The organism is Micromonospora sp. WMMC250 (genome assembly GCF_027460215.1).
Taxonomy (GTDB): Bacteria; Actinomycetota; Actinomycetes; order Mycobacteriales; family Micromonosporaceae; genus Micromonospora; species Micromonospora taraxaci.
In genome coordinates, this window is record NZ_JAPZBJ010000002.1 from 7,457,390 (window position 1) to 7,473,807 (window position 16,418).

The following is a 16,418-nucleotide window of genomic DNA, read 5'->3' on the forward strand; positions in this document are numbered from 1 at the left end:
GGAAGAGTTCAGCCGAGGCCGAGTTCTTTTTCGATGAGGGCGAGCATCTGGCCTTCGTCCGCGGCGCCGATGCTGTCGGTATCGGTATCGGTATCGGCATCGGCTGCAGCGGGGTGGTCGTCGAGCTTCCACAGCAGGGTCTGCAGCCGTTTGGCCACGGCGGTGCGCGCCTCGCCGTCCAGTGCTGCCGTGGAGACGGCGTCCTCCAGCTGCCGCAGTTCCGTGAGCATGATGTCGGCGGGGGGTGCGGAGGTGTTTCCCTCGAGCAGTTGTGTGTGCAGGTAGTGGGCGAGGGTGTCTGGTGTCGGGTAGTCGAATACCAGCGTGGCGGGTAGTCGCAGCCCGGTCACCGCTGCCAGCCGGTTGCGTAGTTCCACCGCGGTCAGTGAGTCGAACCCGAGGTCCTTGAACGCCTGGCCGGCGTCGATGCCGTCGGGGTTGGCATGGCCGAGCACCGTCGCCACGTGGGTGTGGACCACATCCAGCAGCATCCGCTGCTGTTCGGCCGGTGAAACCCCAGCCAGCCGGCGCGCCAGTCCGGCAGTGTCCGCCACGACGGCTGCCGCGCTGCGCCGCGACGACACCCGGGCCAGCCCTCGCAGCATCACCGGGACCGCCCCGGCCTCGGCCTGGCGACGCAGCCGCGCACCGTCGAGCCGGGCCGCCACCACCATCGGCTGCACTGCGCTCACCGCCGCGTCGAACAACGCCAGCCCTTGCTCGGCGCTCAACCCCAGCAGACCGGAGCGGCTCATCCGGGCCAGGTCTGAGGACTCCAAATGCTCGGTCATCGCGCTGGCCGGCGTCCACAACCCCCATGCGATCGACGTTGCGGGCAGACCCTGGGCCCGGCGATGCGCGGCCAGCGCGTCCAGGAACGTGTTCGCCGCGGCGTAGTTGCCCTGTCCCGGGCCGCCCAGCACCCCCGCCGCCGAGGAGAACATCACGAACATCGCCAACGGCATGTCACGGGTCAAGTCGTGCAGGTTCAGCGCCGCGTCGACCTTCGCCGCCAGCACCGTGTCCACCTGCTGCTGACTCAACGACTCCACCGTCGCGTCGGCCAGCACACCCGCGGTGTGCACCACTCCCGTCAACGGGTGCTGCGCCGGGATCTGCGTCAGCAGCCGCGCCGCGGCGTCACGATCAGCGACATCACACGCCACCACCGAGGCCTGTGCGCCCAGCCCGGTTAGCTCGGCCAGCAAAGCGTCCGCGCCGGGCGCCGCCATGCCGCGCCGGCTGGCCAGCACCAGCCGACGCACCCCGTACGCGCTCACCAGATGCCGGGCCACCAACGCACCCAGCGTCCCCGTCCCGCCGGTCACCAGCACCGTGCCCTGCCCACCCAACAACGGCGGTGTGCCGGGCGAGTTGGTGCTGGTCCGGGCGAGGCGTGGCGCCAGGACCTGACCGTTACGGACTACGACCTGCGGTTCGCCGCAGTCCAGGACGGTCGCCAAGGCCTGCGCTGAGGCGTCGTGGCCGTCGAGGTCGACCAGAGTGAGGCGGCCCGGGTGTTCGGACTGCGCGGAGCGGGCCAGTCCCCACACGGGCGTGTGGGGCAGGTCGGTGACATCTTCGCCGCCTGCAGAGACCGCTGCCTTGGTCAAGACCAGCAGGTGCGTGCGGACCCACCGCTGGTCGGCCAGGAAGGCCTGCAGCACGTGCAGCAGGCGGGTCACGCCAGCATGTGCCTGGGCCGCGGTATCGCCGACGTCAAGTTCTGCGCAGGCCAGAACGAGCACGTCCGGTGCCGGTTGCCCGGCGTCGATGGCGGCGGCCACCGCGCTCAAGTTCGGGTAGGTGTCCACCGGAACGCCCGCTTGGTGCAGTACCGGACCGACGCCGGGGTGGTCGGCGCCGACGGTGGCGAAGCGGCGCGTGGACGGCTCCCGGCCGGGCACGACCGTGTTCCATTCGACGTGCAGCAGCGAGCCGGGCTGCCTGACGCGCAGCCGGTCCAGCTGCTCCGCTGGCACGGTGCGTACCGCCAACGCTTCCGCGCTGAGTACGGGCTGGCCCGTGGGGTCGGCCACGGCGACGGCGAAGGTGTCCGGGCCGGTCGGGGACAGCCGCACCCGCAGGGCGTTCGCGGCCGCGGCGTGCAACCGCACCCCACGCCAGGCGAACGGTAGCCGCACGTCGGTGCCGGGCCGGCCGATGAGTGCCATCGCATGGGTGGCCGCGTCGAGTAAAGCCGGGTGCAGCCCGAATCGGGTGGTTTCGTCAGTGGCGTCGCCGGACAGGGCCACCTCCGCGAAGATGTCGTCTCCTCGCCGCCACGCCGCGCGAAGTCCTTGGAACGCGGGTCCGTAGTGGTAGCCGGCCTGCGCGGCGGTGTCGTAGTGCCCGTTCACGTCGATGCCGGTGGCGCCCGTGGGTGGCCATTGCTGCCACTGCTGAGGGACGGTTTCGTGGCTGCCGGCGAGGCTGCCGCTGGCATGCTGGACCCAGTCCGGCTGGTCGCTGTCGTCCTCGGCGCGCGAATGCACGCTCAGGGCGCGGCGGCCCGAGTCGTCGGGCGGCCCGACCCGGACCTGCAGGGCCACGGCGCCTCGTTCGGGCAGCGTCAGCGGTTGTTCCAGGGTGAGTTCCTCGATCCGGTCACAGCCGGCTTCGTCACCCGCGCGGATGGCCAGTTCCACGAAGGCGGTGCCGGGCAGCAGGACAACGTGCGCGACGGCGTGGTCGGCCAGCCACGGGTGGGTGTGCAGGGACAGCCGGCCTGTGAGCACGATCTCGTCGCGATCGGCCAGATGCACCGCCGCCCCGAGCAGCGGGTGGTCAATGGAGCCCTGACCCACGTCGGCCAGGTTCCCGCTGGTGCGCGCTGACTGCAGCCAGAACGACTCGCGGGCGAACGCGTAGGTCGGCAGCGGCACTGCCCGGCGACTGGTGCCGGCGGAGGCAACCGAGAAGTCCACCGGCACGCCGCAGGTGTATGCCTGGGACAGCGAGGTCCAGAACCGGTCGAGGCCTCCGTCGTCGCGGCGAAGCGACCCGACCGCGACCGCGCCGGCAGGGGCGTCGTCGATGGTCTGCTGCAGGCCCACGGTCAGCACTGGGTGCGGGCTCACCTCCACGAACACGCCGTGGCCTTCGGCCAGCAACGCGCGGGTGGCCTGTTCGAACTGGACCGGTTGGCGCAGGTTGCTGTACCAGTAGCCGGCGTCTAGGCCGGCGGTGTCGAGGGTGTGGCCGGTGACGGTGGAGTAGAACGGAATCCGGGCGGTGCGGGGGGTGATGGGGGCGAGCGCATCGAGCAGCCGCTCCCGCAATGCTTCGACGTGGTGGCCATGAGAGGCGTAGTCGACGGCGATCATCCGTGCCCGGATCTCGTCACGTTCGCAGACGGCGAGCAGTTCGCGCAGCGCCGGCTCGTCGCCGCTGACTACCGTGGCGTCGGGTCCGTTGACGGCGGCCACCGCGATCTGCCCGGACCAAGCCGCTATCTTTTCGGTGGCCTGGTCGGCGGGCAGCGGCAGCGACATCATGCCCCCGCCGGTGGGTAGCGTCGCCAGGGCGGCGCTGCGCAGCGCGACCACCCGGGCGGCGTCGTCCAGCGACAGAACCCCGGCGACGTAGGCGGCTGCGATCTCACCTTGGGAATGGCCGACCACGGCCGCCGGGACGACGCCGTGTGAGCGCCACAGCGCGGCCAGCGAGGTCATCACCGCGAACAGCACCGGTTGCACGACGTCCACCCGCTCCAGCGGTGGCGCCCCGGGGGTCTCGCTCAGCACATCGATCAAGTTCCAGTCGACATACGGCGTCAGCGCGTCGGCGCACCGGTCCAGGTGCTCGCGGAACACGGGAGCGGTGTCCATCAGTCGCGCGGCCATGCCTGGCCACTGCGAGCCCTGGCCGGGGAAGACGAACACGGTGCGGGCGTCCGGGAGCGGCTTCTGCTGCACGAGTGTGGGGCTGACGCCACCTTCGGCAAGGCGGTTCAGGTCGGCCAGCAGCTCTTCGCGGGTGCGGGCCAGGATGACAGCGCGGTGATCGAGGTGCGCGCGGGTGACGGCCAGCGAATAGCTGACGTCGGCGCTGTCGAGGTCCGGGTGTCCGGCCAGGTGAGCGTGCAGCTGTGCCGCCTGCCGGCGCAGCGCCTGCTGTGAGCGGGCGGACAGCGGGTACGGCAGCACCGCAGTCGTTGTGCGGGCCGGGGGCGGTGCCTCCGGGCTGGTTTCCGATTTGGGCGTGGCGGGGGCTTCGAGGATGAGGTGGGCGTTGGTGCCGCTGATCCCGAACGAGGATACGGCCGCGCGGCGCGGTCCGCCGGTCGAAGGCCAGGGCTGTGTTTCGGTCAGCAGACGCATCGTTGCGGCCGACCAATCCACGTGCGGCGACGGCTGGTCCACGTGCAGGGTCTGCGGCAGCTGCCCGTGCTGCAGGGCCATGACCATCTTGATGACCCCGGCGACGCCGGCGGCGGCTTGGGTGTGCCCGATGTTCGACTTGATCGAGCCGAGGAATACCGGGCGGTCGGCGGGCCGGTCCTTGCCGTAGGTGGCCAGCAGTGCCTGCGCCTCGATGGGATCGCCGAGGGTGGTGCCAGTCCCGTGCGCCTCGACGACGTCGACTTCCTGCGGGGCAAGGCGGGCGTTGGCGAGGGCTTGGCGGATGACCCGCTGCTGCGACGGGCCGTTGGGGGCGGTGAGTTGGCTGCTGGCGCCGTCCTGGTTGACGGCGGAGCCCCGAATGACGGCGAGGACGCGGTGGCCGTTGCGGTGGGCGTCGGAGAGGCGTTCCAGCAGCAGCAGGCCCAGTCCTTCGCCCCAGCCGGTGCCGTCCGCAGCGGCGGCGAAGGGCTTGCATCTGCCGTTGGGTGCCAGGCCACGTTGCCGGCTGAACTCGACAAAGGTTGCCGGGGTGGACATGACTGTGACGCCGCCGGCCAACGCCAGGCTGCATTCGCCCTGCCGCAACGCCTGCGCGGCCAGGTGCATGGCAACCAGCGAGGAGGAGCATGCGGTGTCCACGGTGACCGCCGGGCCTTGAAGACCGAATGTGTAGGCGACGCGGCCGGAGGCGATGCTGGCGGCGCTTCCGGTACCGAGGTACCCCTCCAGGCCGTCGGGAATCCGGTGGAGCCGGGTCAGGTAGTCGTTGTACATCAGCCCGGCGAACACGCCGGTCGGTGTGCCACGCACCGTGGTGGGGTCGATGCCGGCGTACTCGAAGGCCTCCCAGGTTGCCTGTAGCAGCAGCCGCTGCTGTGGGTCCATGGCGAGGGCTTCGCGGGGACTGATGCCGAAGAAGGCGGGATCGAATTCGTCGGCGTCGTGCAGGAATCCGCCCTCGCGGGTGTAGCTGGTGCCCGGGCGGTCCGGGTCGGGGTCGTACAGCGCGTCGATGTCCCAGCCGCGGCCTGTGGGGAACGCCGTGATCGCGTCGTCGCCGTCACGGACGAGCCGCCACAGCTGTTCGGGTGATCGGACACCGCCGGGGTATCGGCAACTCATGCCGATGATGGCGATCGGCTCATCGGTGACGGCGGTGATCGTGACGGTGGTGGCTGGGGCGGGGTTGACGCCGGCGAGCTGGTCGCGGATGTGACCGGCCAGCGCCGCCGGGGTCGGGTAGTCGAACAGGGCGGTGGCGGTCAGCGTGAGCCCGGTGACCGCGTTCATCCGGTTGCGCAGTTCCAGCGCGGTCAGCGAGTCAAAGCCAACCTCGAGGAAGCCCCGGTCGACGGGCACCTGCTGGGCGCCGGAGTGGCCGAGCACGGTTGCGGCGTGGCCGCGGATCATGTCCAGCAGCGCCCGTACCTGTTCGGTTTCGGGCAGGTTGGTCAGCTGGGCCGCCAGGTTCGCTGTGGCGCCATGGTCGGTGGCACGGAGGGCGGGGACCCGGACCAGCCCGCGCAGCAGCGACGGCAGCGTCCCGGCGGTGGCCGCCGCACGCAACGCCGCGGGGTTGAGCCGGATCGGTGCGACGACCGGTTCGTCGGCGGTCAGGGCGGCGTCGAAGAGGGCGAAGGCTTCCTCGCTGGTCATCGGATTCAGGCCGCCGCGTGCCATACGGGCCTTGTCGACGTCGCCGAGACGCGCGGTGATGCCGCTCGTGGGTTCCGCCCACAGTCCCCAGGCCAGCGACAGCCCTGGCAGGCCGGTGGCCCGCCGGTGGATGGCCAGGGCGTCCAGAAACGCGTTCGCGGCGCTGTAATTGCCTTGTCCGGGGCCGCCCAAAGTGCCTGCGGCAGACGAGTACAGCACGAACGCGGACAGATTCAGGTCCGCGGTGAGCTCGTGCAGGTGCCAGGCGGCATCGACCTTGGGGCCGAACACCCGGTCGACCTGGTCGGCTCCGAGCGCGGTGATCGTGGCGTCGTCGACGACGCCGGCGGTGTGGATGACGGCGGTCAGCGGATGCTCGGCCGGGATCGTGGCCAGCAGCGCGGCCAGCGCGGCGCGGTCCCCGGTGTCGCAGGCGGCCACCGTCACGGTGGCCCCCAACGCGGACATCTCTGCGGTGAGGTCCGGCACGACGGCGGCCTGGGGACCGCTGCGGCTGGCCAGCAGCAGGTGCCGGGCACCGTGCGTGATGACCAAGTGACGGGCGGTCAGGGCGCCGAGCGCGCCGGTCCCACCGGTGATCAGGACAGTGCCGTCCGGCTCCAGACGCTCGGGCGCGGTCAGGTGGGCCGGGCCGCCCAGGCGGGTCAGGCGGGCGGCGTACACCGTCATGCCGCGTACCGCGACCTGCGGTTCCCCGCTGGCCACGGCGGCCGGCAGCGCAGCGGCTGCGTTCTCATCGTCGTTGAGATCGACCAGGACGATGCGGCCCGGATGTTCGGACTGGGCGGCACGCACAAGCCCCCAGACGGCGGCGCCGGCCAAATCGACGGGTCCGTGGGCGCCGGTCGGTGCGCTGGGCACCACGACCGCGTTGCGGGTGACCACGACCAGCCGACCGGAGGCGTACCGCTCGTCGGCCAGCCAGTCCTGCAACACGACGAGGACCCCGCCCGCCGCGGCCCGGGCCGCGGCGGGCGGGTCAGTGCTTTGCACCGTACTGGGGGTGTACGGCAGAAGCACCGTTTCGGGTGCCGCGGCGCCGGCCTCGATGGCCTCACCGAGGGCACGGACGTCGGCGAAGGCGTCCGAGGAATGGAACCTGGCGACGTCCTCGGTGGCGTCGATGTAGGCCCAGTCGGCGTCCGGCCGGGTAGACGCGGTCGTGGACACGGGCACCCAGTCCGGGCGCAACAATGAGTCGTAGTTGCCGGAACGGGCGGAGGCCAGCTGCCGCGCGTTGATCGGGCGGACGACGAGGGACTCGACCGTGGCCACGGGCTGTCCCGAGGGGTCGCTCAGATCCAGCGCCATACCGGTGGCGCCGGTGGCAGTGATCCGCACGCGCAGGCTGGTGGCCGCTGCCGCGTGCACCGTCACGCCCGCCCAGGCGAACGGCAGTGCCGGTGTCTCGACGTCGGCGGCGGCGTCTGCCTGCTGGGGCAGAGCGACGGCGTGCAGGGCCGCGTCCATCAACGCGGGATGCACAGCGTATCGGCTCGCCTGGTCGGTGATCTGCGGTGGGAGGGCTACCTCGGCGAACGTTGCGGTGTCAGTGCGCCACGCACGGCGCAGGCCGACGAAGGCGGGGCCGTAGTCGACGCCGAGGGCGGCCAGACGCTCGTACACCCCGTCGACGTCGATGGGGGTTGCGTGTGCCGGCGGCCACGCGACCGGTTCCGATGGTGCGGTCGCAGCGCTGACGGCCGTGGCAGCTAGGATGCCGGCGGCGTGTGCGGTCCACGCCCCGCCACCGGAGTCGCCGTCTGGCCGGCTGTGCACGCTCACCGCCCGGCGGCCCTTGTCGTCGGCGGATCCGACGCGCACCTGGACGGCGATCCCGCCGTGGTCGGGTAGCACCAGTGGCATCTGCAAGGTCAGTTCGTCGATGCGCCGGCAACCGAGTTCCTCGCCGGCGCGCACAGCCAGTTCGATGAATGCGGTGCCGGGCAGCAATACCGTTCCGGCGACAGTGTGCTCGGCCAGCCATGGATGCGACTGCAGCGACAACCTGCCGGTAAGCACCACGCCGTCACCGTCGGCCAGGCGCAGCGCAGCACCGAGCAGCGGATGGTCCACCACGGCCTGCCCGAAGGTTTCCGGACCTCCCGCCGGGCCGGCGGCGGCGAGCCAGTACCTTTGCCGCTGGAATGCGTACGGGGGCAGGGGCACGGTGCGAGCACGGGGGAACATCGCGGCCCAGTCGATCCGGACGCCGTGCAGGAACAGCTGGGCCAGGCCGGTTAGGACGCTGTGCGGTTCCGTGACGTTGCGGCGCAGCACCGCCACGGTGACCGCGTTGCGCTGATCGTGGTCCAGCGTGTCTTGGGCCAGGGCAGTCAGCACGCCGCCGGGTCCGGCCTCCAGAAACGCCGAGATCCCGTGCCCGGCGAGCCAGGCGATGCTGTCGGCAAAGCGGACAGGGCGGCGGGCGTGCTGCACCCAGTAGTCGGGGTCGCAAATCTGGTCGGCGCTGACGGGCTGCCCGGTCAGGTTCGAGATGATCGGCACCTGCGGCGGGTGGTAGGACAGTGCCTGCGCGACCTGCCGGAACTGCTCCAGCATCGGATCGATCCGCGGGGAATGGAAGGCGTGGCTGACCCGCAGCCGCCGGGCCTGCCCGCCCTGGTGGTGCCAGCGGTCGGCGACGGCCAGCACGGCGTCCTCATCTCCGGCGATCACGGTGGCGGTGGGACCGTTGACCGCGGCGATCGATACCCGTCCCTCGAGTCCGGTCAGCAAGGCGGTGACCTCGCCCGGGGTGGCGTGCAGGGACACCATTGCCCCACCGGCCGGCAGCTGCTGCATCAGCCGGCTGCGAGCGGCGACCAGGGCGCATGCGTCCGGCAGCGACAACACCCCGCCCACGTGCGCGGCGGTGAGCTCGCCGATGGAGTGGCCGACCAGGAAATCAGGGCGCAGCCCGTACTGCTCGAGCAGCCGGTACAGGGCCACCTCGACCGCGAACAGGCCGGTCTGGGTGTACAGCGTCTGGTTGAGCAGCTCAGCCTCGGCGGTGCCGTCCTCGGCGAACAGGACGTGCCGCAGGGGCGTGTCCAGGTGCTGGTCGAGGTGGGCGCACACCTCGTCGAGGGCCTCAGCGAAGGCGGGGAAGCTGTGATGCAGCTGAGCGCCCATGCCAGCGAACTGAGACCCCTGCCCGGGGAACATCATCGCGACGGCGGTATCGGCGCGGGCGACGCCGGATGACACCCCAGGTCCCGATTCGCCGTCGGCGAGTTGCCGCAGTCCGGTCAGCAGCTCGGTGCGGTTGTCGGCCAGGACGACCGCCCGGTGTTCCAGCTGCGCGCGAGTCGTGGCCAGCGACAGCCCCACGTCGGCGGGGTCGAGATCCGGCTCGGCGGCGATGAATTCGGCGAGGCGCAGGGCTTGGGCGTGCAGGCCGGTCTCGGATCGGGCCGACACCAGCCACGGCACCACGATGGACGCGTCGGCGCGGTGCGCGGTGTCGGCGCCGTCGGAGGCGCCACCTGTCGGCTTCGACTCCGACTGCTGCCGGCCGACGGTCACGTCATCGGGTTCGGCGGTGCCCGAGTTGTCACGTTCGCCGTTACCGTCTCGGCCGGTGGGCGCCGGTCGCGTGGCGGGTGTGGTGGGGGGTTCTTCGAGGATGAGGTGGGCGTTGGTGCCGCTGATGCCGAAGGAGGAGACGGCGGCTCTGCGGGGTCGTCGGCTGGGTTGCCAGGGCTGGTCTTCGGTGAGTAGTTGCACGGTCGCGGCGGACCAGTCGACGTGCGGTGACGGCGCGTCGACGTGCAAGGTTCTGGGTAGTCGCCCGTGCCGCATCGCCATGACCATTTTGATGATTCCGGCGGCGCCGGCGGCGGCCTGGGTGTGCCCGATGTTCGATTTGACCGATCCCAGCCACAACGGCTGGTCGGTGGGCCGGTCCTTGCCGTAGGTGGCGATGATGGCTTGCGCCTCGATGGGATCGCCCAGTGTGGTTCCGGTGCCGTGTGCCTCGACGGCGTCGACGTCGTGCGGGGAGAGCCGGGCGTTGGCCAGGGCTTGGCGGATCACCCGTTGCTGCGACGGGCCGTTGGGGGCGGTGAGCCCGTTGCTGGCGCCGTCCTGGTTGACCGCTGAGCCGCGCAGCACCGCGAGTACGCGGTGGCCGTTGCGGCGGGCGTCGGACAGCCGTTCCAGCAGCAGCACGCCCACGCCTTCACCCCAGCCGGTGCCGTCGGCTGCTGCCGCGAACGGTTTGCATCGCCCGTCGGGTGACAGGCCCCGCTGCCGGGAGAACTCGACGAACGCCCGCGGTGAGGTCATCACTGACACCCCGCCGGCCACTGCCAGGGTGCATTCGCCCTGCCGCAGCGCCTGGGTGGCCAGATGCGTCGCGACCAGCGACGACGAACATGCCGTGTCGATGGTCACCGCCGGGCCTTCCAGCCCGAACGTGTAGGCCAGCCGGCCGGAGATCACGCTGGCCGCGTTGCCGGTCAGGGTGAATCCCTCACCACCGTCTGCGGCGGCGTCGCGTCCGTACTCCGAGCCCATCGACCCGACGAACACCCCTGCCGAGGTCCCGCGCAACGACAACGGGTCGATCCCGGCGCGTTCGAACAGCTCCCAGCAGGCCTCCAGCAGCAGCCGCTGCTGCGGGTCCATGGCCAGTGCCTCACGCGGTGAGATACCGAACAGGCCAGCGTCAAACCCGCCCACCTCGGACACGAACCCCCCGAAACGGGTGTACGACTTGCCAGCAGCATCCGGATCCGGGTCGTACAACCCCTCCAGATCCCAGCCCCGGTCCGTCGGGAACACCGACACCGCATCCCGGCCCGAGGCCACCAGATCCCACAACGCCTCCGGTGAATCCACCCCACCCGGAAAACGACACGCCAACCCCACCACCGCAACCGGCTCGTCGGCGGGATGCAGGCCAGCCGGGACCGTGCTGGTCACCGTCGGCTGCGCGTCGGTGAGTTCGGTGCGTAGCCAGCTGGCCAGGGCGGTCGGGGTGGGGTGGTCGAAGACGAGGGTGGCCGGCAGCCGCAGTCCGGTGGCGGCGGTGAGCCGGTTGCGCAGTTCGACGGCGGTCAGGGAGTCGAAACCGAGGTCCTTGAACGCCTGGGCGGTGTCTACGACGTCGGGGCTAGGGTGGCCGAGGACGGTCGCGACGTGGTTTCGCACCAGGTCGAGCAGCAACCGCTGCTGCTCCGGCTGCGCCATGCCGGCCAGCGTCCGGGCCAGGTCGCCCCTCGTCGGCGTGTCGTCGGTGCCGGTGGCGGAGCGGCGGCTTGTGGCAGGCGCCAGGTCGCGCATGATCGCCGGTAGCGTGCCTGCGGCAGCGTGATGGCGAAGACGCGTCGTGTCCCAGAGGGCGGCCACCACCGTGGGCCGGGCGGTGTGCACGGCGGCGTCGAACAGGCGCACGCCCTGCTCGGACGTGAGCGCCAGCATGCCGGAACGGTTGAGCCGGGCCAGGTCCTGGGTGTTCAGGTGCGCGGTCATGCCGCTGTCTTGCGCCCACATTCCCCAGGCTATGGAGGTGGCCGCTAAACCCTGGGCGCGCCGGTGGCCGGCCAGGGCGTCCAGGAAGGTGTTGGCGGCGGCGTAGTTCGCCTGGCCTGGGCTGCCCAGCAGGCCGGCGGCGGAGGAGAACAGGACGAGATGAGCGCCGGTGTGCCGGGTCAGGTTGTGCAGGTTCAGCGCCGCGTCGACCTTGGCGGTCAGGACGGCGTGCAACTGCTGCTCGGTGAGTGTTTCGATGGTGGCGTCGGCGAGCACGCCGGCGGCGTGGATCGTGGCGGTCAGCGGGTGCTCGCCGGGGATGTCGGCCAGCAGCTGGGTCAGGGCGTGCGGGTCGGCGGCGTCGCAGGCGACGACCTGCACGTGGGCGCCCAGGTGCGTCAGCTCGGCTTGCAGCGCCGCAGCGCCCTCCGCGTGAGGGCCACGGCGGCTGATCAGGAGAAGATGGCGCACGCCGTGGGTGGTGATCAGGTGCCGGGCGATGAGTGCCCCGAGCGTGCCGGTGCCGCCGGTGATCAGCACGGTTCCGGACGCGTTCCACGGTGCGGCGGCGCCGTCGGACGGGGCGGAGCGCGCGCGGACCAGGCGCGGGGCCAAGAGTCGACCGTCGCGGATCGCGACGGCCGGCTCGCCGCCGACGGGTACGGCGGTCAGGCCTTGCGCGGCGTCGGTGTGGTCGAGGTCGGCCAGCAGCAGCCGGCCGGGGTGTTCCGACTGGGCGGAGCGGATCAGTCCCCACACTGTGGCGTGGGTCAGGTCGAGTTGGTCCGTATCGGTTACCGCGACGGCTTGCCGGGTGACGATAAGCAGTTGCGAGGTGGCCCACTGCGGTTCGGCCAGGAAATCCTGAACGGTGCGAAGTATGTCGGCGGTGGCGGTGTGCACGGCTTGGGCGGCGGTGTGCTGGTCGACCGTGGTGGGGCCGGTGCTGTCCAGCACGACAACCTGCGGAGCCGTGGTGGCTGCGGCGGCCAGCGCGGCCAGGTCGGTGTGCTGTTCGACCGTGACACCGGCGGCGTGCAGGGCGGCGTGCAGCGGTGCGCCTACGGGGGCGAGCAATGCCCACTGCCCGGCCGCCGGTTCGTCGTAACGGCGCGGCACAGATGTCCATTGCACCGCCTGCAGGGTGGCGCCGTGATCCGCGCGGACGCGGTCGAGCTGGTCAGCGGACACCGCCCGCATCACCAGCGAGCCGGCGTGCAGGACGAGCTCGCCTGCGGTGTCCGCCAGCGTGACTGTGACTGTGTCCGGACCGGTCGGGGCCAGCCGTACCCGGACCGCGGTGGCGCCGGTGGCATGTAGGGACACCCCGGTCCAGGCGAACGGCAGGTGCAGTCGGCCGGCGTCGAACAGATCGGTGAAGGCAAGGGCATGGGTGGCCGCGTCGAGCAGCGCGGGATGCAGCCCGAAACTGGCGGCGTCGTCGAGGGCCTCGGCCGGCAGGGCAACGTCGGCGAACACCTCGTCGCCGCGCCGCCAGGCCGCGCGCAAGCCTTGGAAGGCAGGTCCGTAGCCGTAGCCGTAGCCGGCCTGGGCGACCATGTCGTAATGCCCGTCCAGCGGCACGGCGGCGGCGTCGGGCGGTGGCCACTCGGTCAGGTCGGCCGGCACCGGGCGGCTGCCGTCGTCGGTGATGGTGGCCAGGGTGCCGGCGGCGTGCTCGGTCCAATCCTGTTGGTCGCTGTCGTCGTGGCGCGAGTGCACGCTGACGGTTCGTCGTCCGTCGACGTTTGCCGCACCGACACGTACCTGTATGGCCACGCCGCCGTGCTCGGGCACCACGAGCGGTACCTGCAGGGTCAGTTCCTCCAGCTGATCACAGCCGGTCTCGTCGCCGGCGCGGATGGCAAGCTCGACGAGCGCGGTGCCGGGCAGCAGCACGACCCCGGACACGGCGTGGTCGGCCAGCCACGGGTGCGACTGCAGGGACACCCGGCCGGTCAGCATCAGTTGCTGATCCCCGGCCAGTCCCGTCGCAGCGGCCAGGATGGGGTGACTCACCGACCGCAGCCCGAGGTTGATCGGGTCGGCGCCGGTCGTTTCCGCAGGTTGCAGCCAGAATCGTTGCCGCTGGAACGCGTAGGTGGGCAGCGGTATCGGCGGGTTCGCAGCATCGGCGAAGACGGCCGGCCAGGTCACCGGCGCGCCTTTGCCGAACGCTTCGGCCAGGCCGGTCACGAACCGGTCGAAGCTCCCCTCGTCACGGCGCAGCGACGCCACCGTCGCAGCGTCGGAATTAGCGTCGTCAATGGTTTCCTGGATAGCTACGGTCAGCACCGGATGCGGGCTGATCTCAACGAACAACGTGTGGCCGTCGGCCAGCAACGCACGCGTCGCCTGCTCGAACTGCACCGGCTGGCGCAGGTTGTCGTACCAATAGCCGGCTGCCAAAGTGCCCTCGTGCCAATGGCCGCTAACGGTGGACATCATCGGCACGGTGCAGGCGCTCGCGGTGATGGCGGACAACGCGTCCAGCAGCGGTCCGCGGATCTGCTCGACATGCGGGGAGTGCGAGGCGTAGTCGACCGGTACGTGACGCGACCGGACGCCGTCGGTCTCGCATTCGGCCAGCAACTCCTCGATGGCGTCCTGATCGCCGGAGACGACGACCGATCCCGGGCTGTTCACCGTAGCGATGGTCAACCGGCCGGCCCATCGGACGAGCCGGTCGGTGGCCGATTGCCGGCCCAGCGAGATCGATGCCATCGCACCCTGGCCGGATACGCTCACCAGGGCGCGGCTGCGTAGGGCGACGATTTTGGCGGCGTCGTCGAGGGTCAGTGCTCCGGCGATGTGCGCGGCGGCGATCTCGCCTTGGGAGTGCCCGACCACTGCGGCCGGTGTGACGCCGTGGGCCTTCCACAGCTCGGCCAGCGATACCATCACCGCGAACAGTGCGGGCTGCACCACATCGACGCGGTCCAGGCTGGCGGCGCCGGGCATCCCGCGTACTACGTCGAGCAGGTTCCAGTCGATCCATGGTGCCAGCGCCTTGTCGCAGGCCGCCATGTGCTGGGCGAAGACCGGTGAGGAGTCCAGCAGCGCTGCGGCCATTCCCGCCCATTGTGAGCCTTGGCCGGGGAACACGAACACCACGCGGGCCTGCCCGCGGGCTGTTGCGGTCACTACGCCGGGACCGTCTTCGCCGGCGGCCACTCTCGCCAGCCCAGCCAGCAGTGCGTCGCGGTCGGCGCCCAGCACGACCGCGCGGTGTTCGAGCACGGCGCGGGTGGTCACCAGCGCCCGGCCTACTGCGGCCGGGTCCAGCAGTGGGTCGGCGGCGACGAATGCGGCCAGCCGGTCGGCCTGTGCTCGCAAACCTGCCGCGGATCGCGCCGACACCACCCACGGCACCGATGATCCGCCGGGGCGTGCGGCCGGCGAAGGGCCGTCACGGCGGCTGCCGTTGTGGGTGCCTGCGGATGCTGCGGTGGTGTGCCCGCCGTGGGCGGAGATCTGATCGGCGGAGATGTGATCAGTGATGGGTTCGGCGTCCTGGGATGCCGGGGAGGCGCCCTGGTCGGGAGGTGATTCGATGATGACGTGGGCGTTGGTGCCGCTGATGCCGAACGAGGACACGCCGGCGCGGCGCGGTCGTCCGGCCGGGCCCCACGGGCGGGGCTCGGTCAGGAGCCGGACCGCGCCGGCGTTCCAGTCCACGTGCGGGGACGGCTCGGCGGCGTGCAGGGTGGCCGGAAGCAGGCCACGCTGAATGGCCATCACCATTTTGATGACGCCAGCGGCGCCGGCGGCGGCCTGGGTGTGCCCGATGTTCGACTTGACCGAGCCCAGCCACAGCGGTTGGCCGTCGCGGCGGTCTTTGCCGTAGGCGGTTAGCAGCGCCTGCGCTTCGATGGGATCGCCGAGGGAGGTCCCGGTGCCGTGTGCCTCGACGACGTCGACGTCCTGCGGGGAGAGTCCGGCGGCGGCCAAGGCTTGACGGATCACCCGCTGCTGTGACGGGCCGTTGGGGGCGGTCAAGCCGCTACTGGCGCCGTCCTGGTTCACCGCCGAGCCGCGCAGCACCGCCAGTACGCGGTGGCCGTTACGGCGGGCTTCGGACAGCCGTTCCAGCAACAGCACGCCCACGCCTTCACCCCAGCCGGTGCCGTCCGCAGTGGCGGCGAAGGCCTTGCACCGCCCGTCGGGCGACAGCGCGCGCTGGCGGCTGAACGCGACGAATGCCTTGGGACTGGACATGATCGACACGCCGCCGGCCAGTGCGAGGGTGCATTCGCCGTGTCGTAGGGCCTGGGCGGCCAGGTGCATGGCGACCAGTGAGGAGGAGCAGGCGGTGTCGACGGTGACCGCCGGTCCTTCCAGGCCGTAGGTGTAGGCCAGGCGGCCGGACACGACGCTGGCCGCGCTACCCGTCACCGCATAGCCTTCGACACCGTCGGAGCCGTGCTGGCTGCGGCCGTAGTCGGTGGCAATCGCGCCGAGGAACACCCCGGTCGGGGTGCCGCGCAGAGCCCGCGGATCGAGGCCGGCTCGTTCGAACAGTTCCCAGGAGGTTTCCAGCAGCAGCCGCTGCTGGGGGTCCATGGCGAGGGCTTCGCGGGGGGAGATGCCGAACAGGCTGGCGTCGAAGTCGGCGACGTCGTGCAGGAAGCCGCCCTGGCGGGTGTAGGAGGTACCGGGGGTGTCGGGGTCGGGGTCGTAGAGGGAGTCGAGGTCCCAGCCGCGGTCGGTGGGGAAGGCGGTGACGGCATCGGTGCGCGACTCCACCAGCTGCCACAGGGCGTCAGGTGAGTCGGCCCCGCCGGGAAACCGGCACGCCATCGCGACGATGGCGATCGGCTCGTTCAAGGCGGCCGCGAGTTGCTGGTTCTGCCGGCGCAGCCGCTCGGCCTCTTTGAGCGAAGCGCGCAGGGCTCCGACGACCTGTTCGGTGTCCAC

1 protein-coding gene is annotated in these 16,418 nt (G+C 71.3%); it reads right to left on the bottom strand.

Annotation, left to right across the window (positions count from 1 at the left end):
- Window positions 1-8 precede the first annotated feature (8 nt).
- On the bottom strand, window positions 9-16,418 hold the full coding sequence (locus tag O3438_RS33935; protein ID WP_442929756.1) for a type I polyketide synthase: 16,410 nt from the start codon (window positions 16,416-16,418) through the stop codon (window positions 9-11).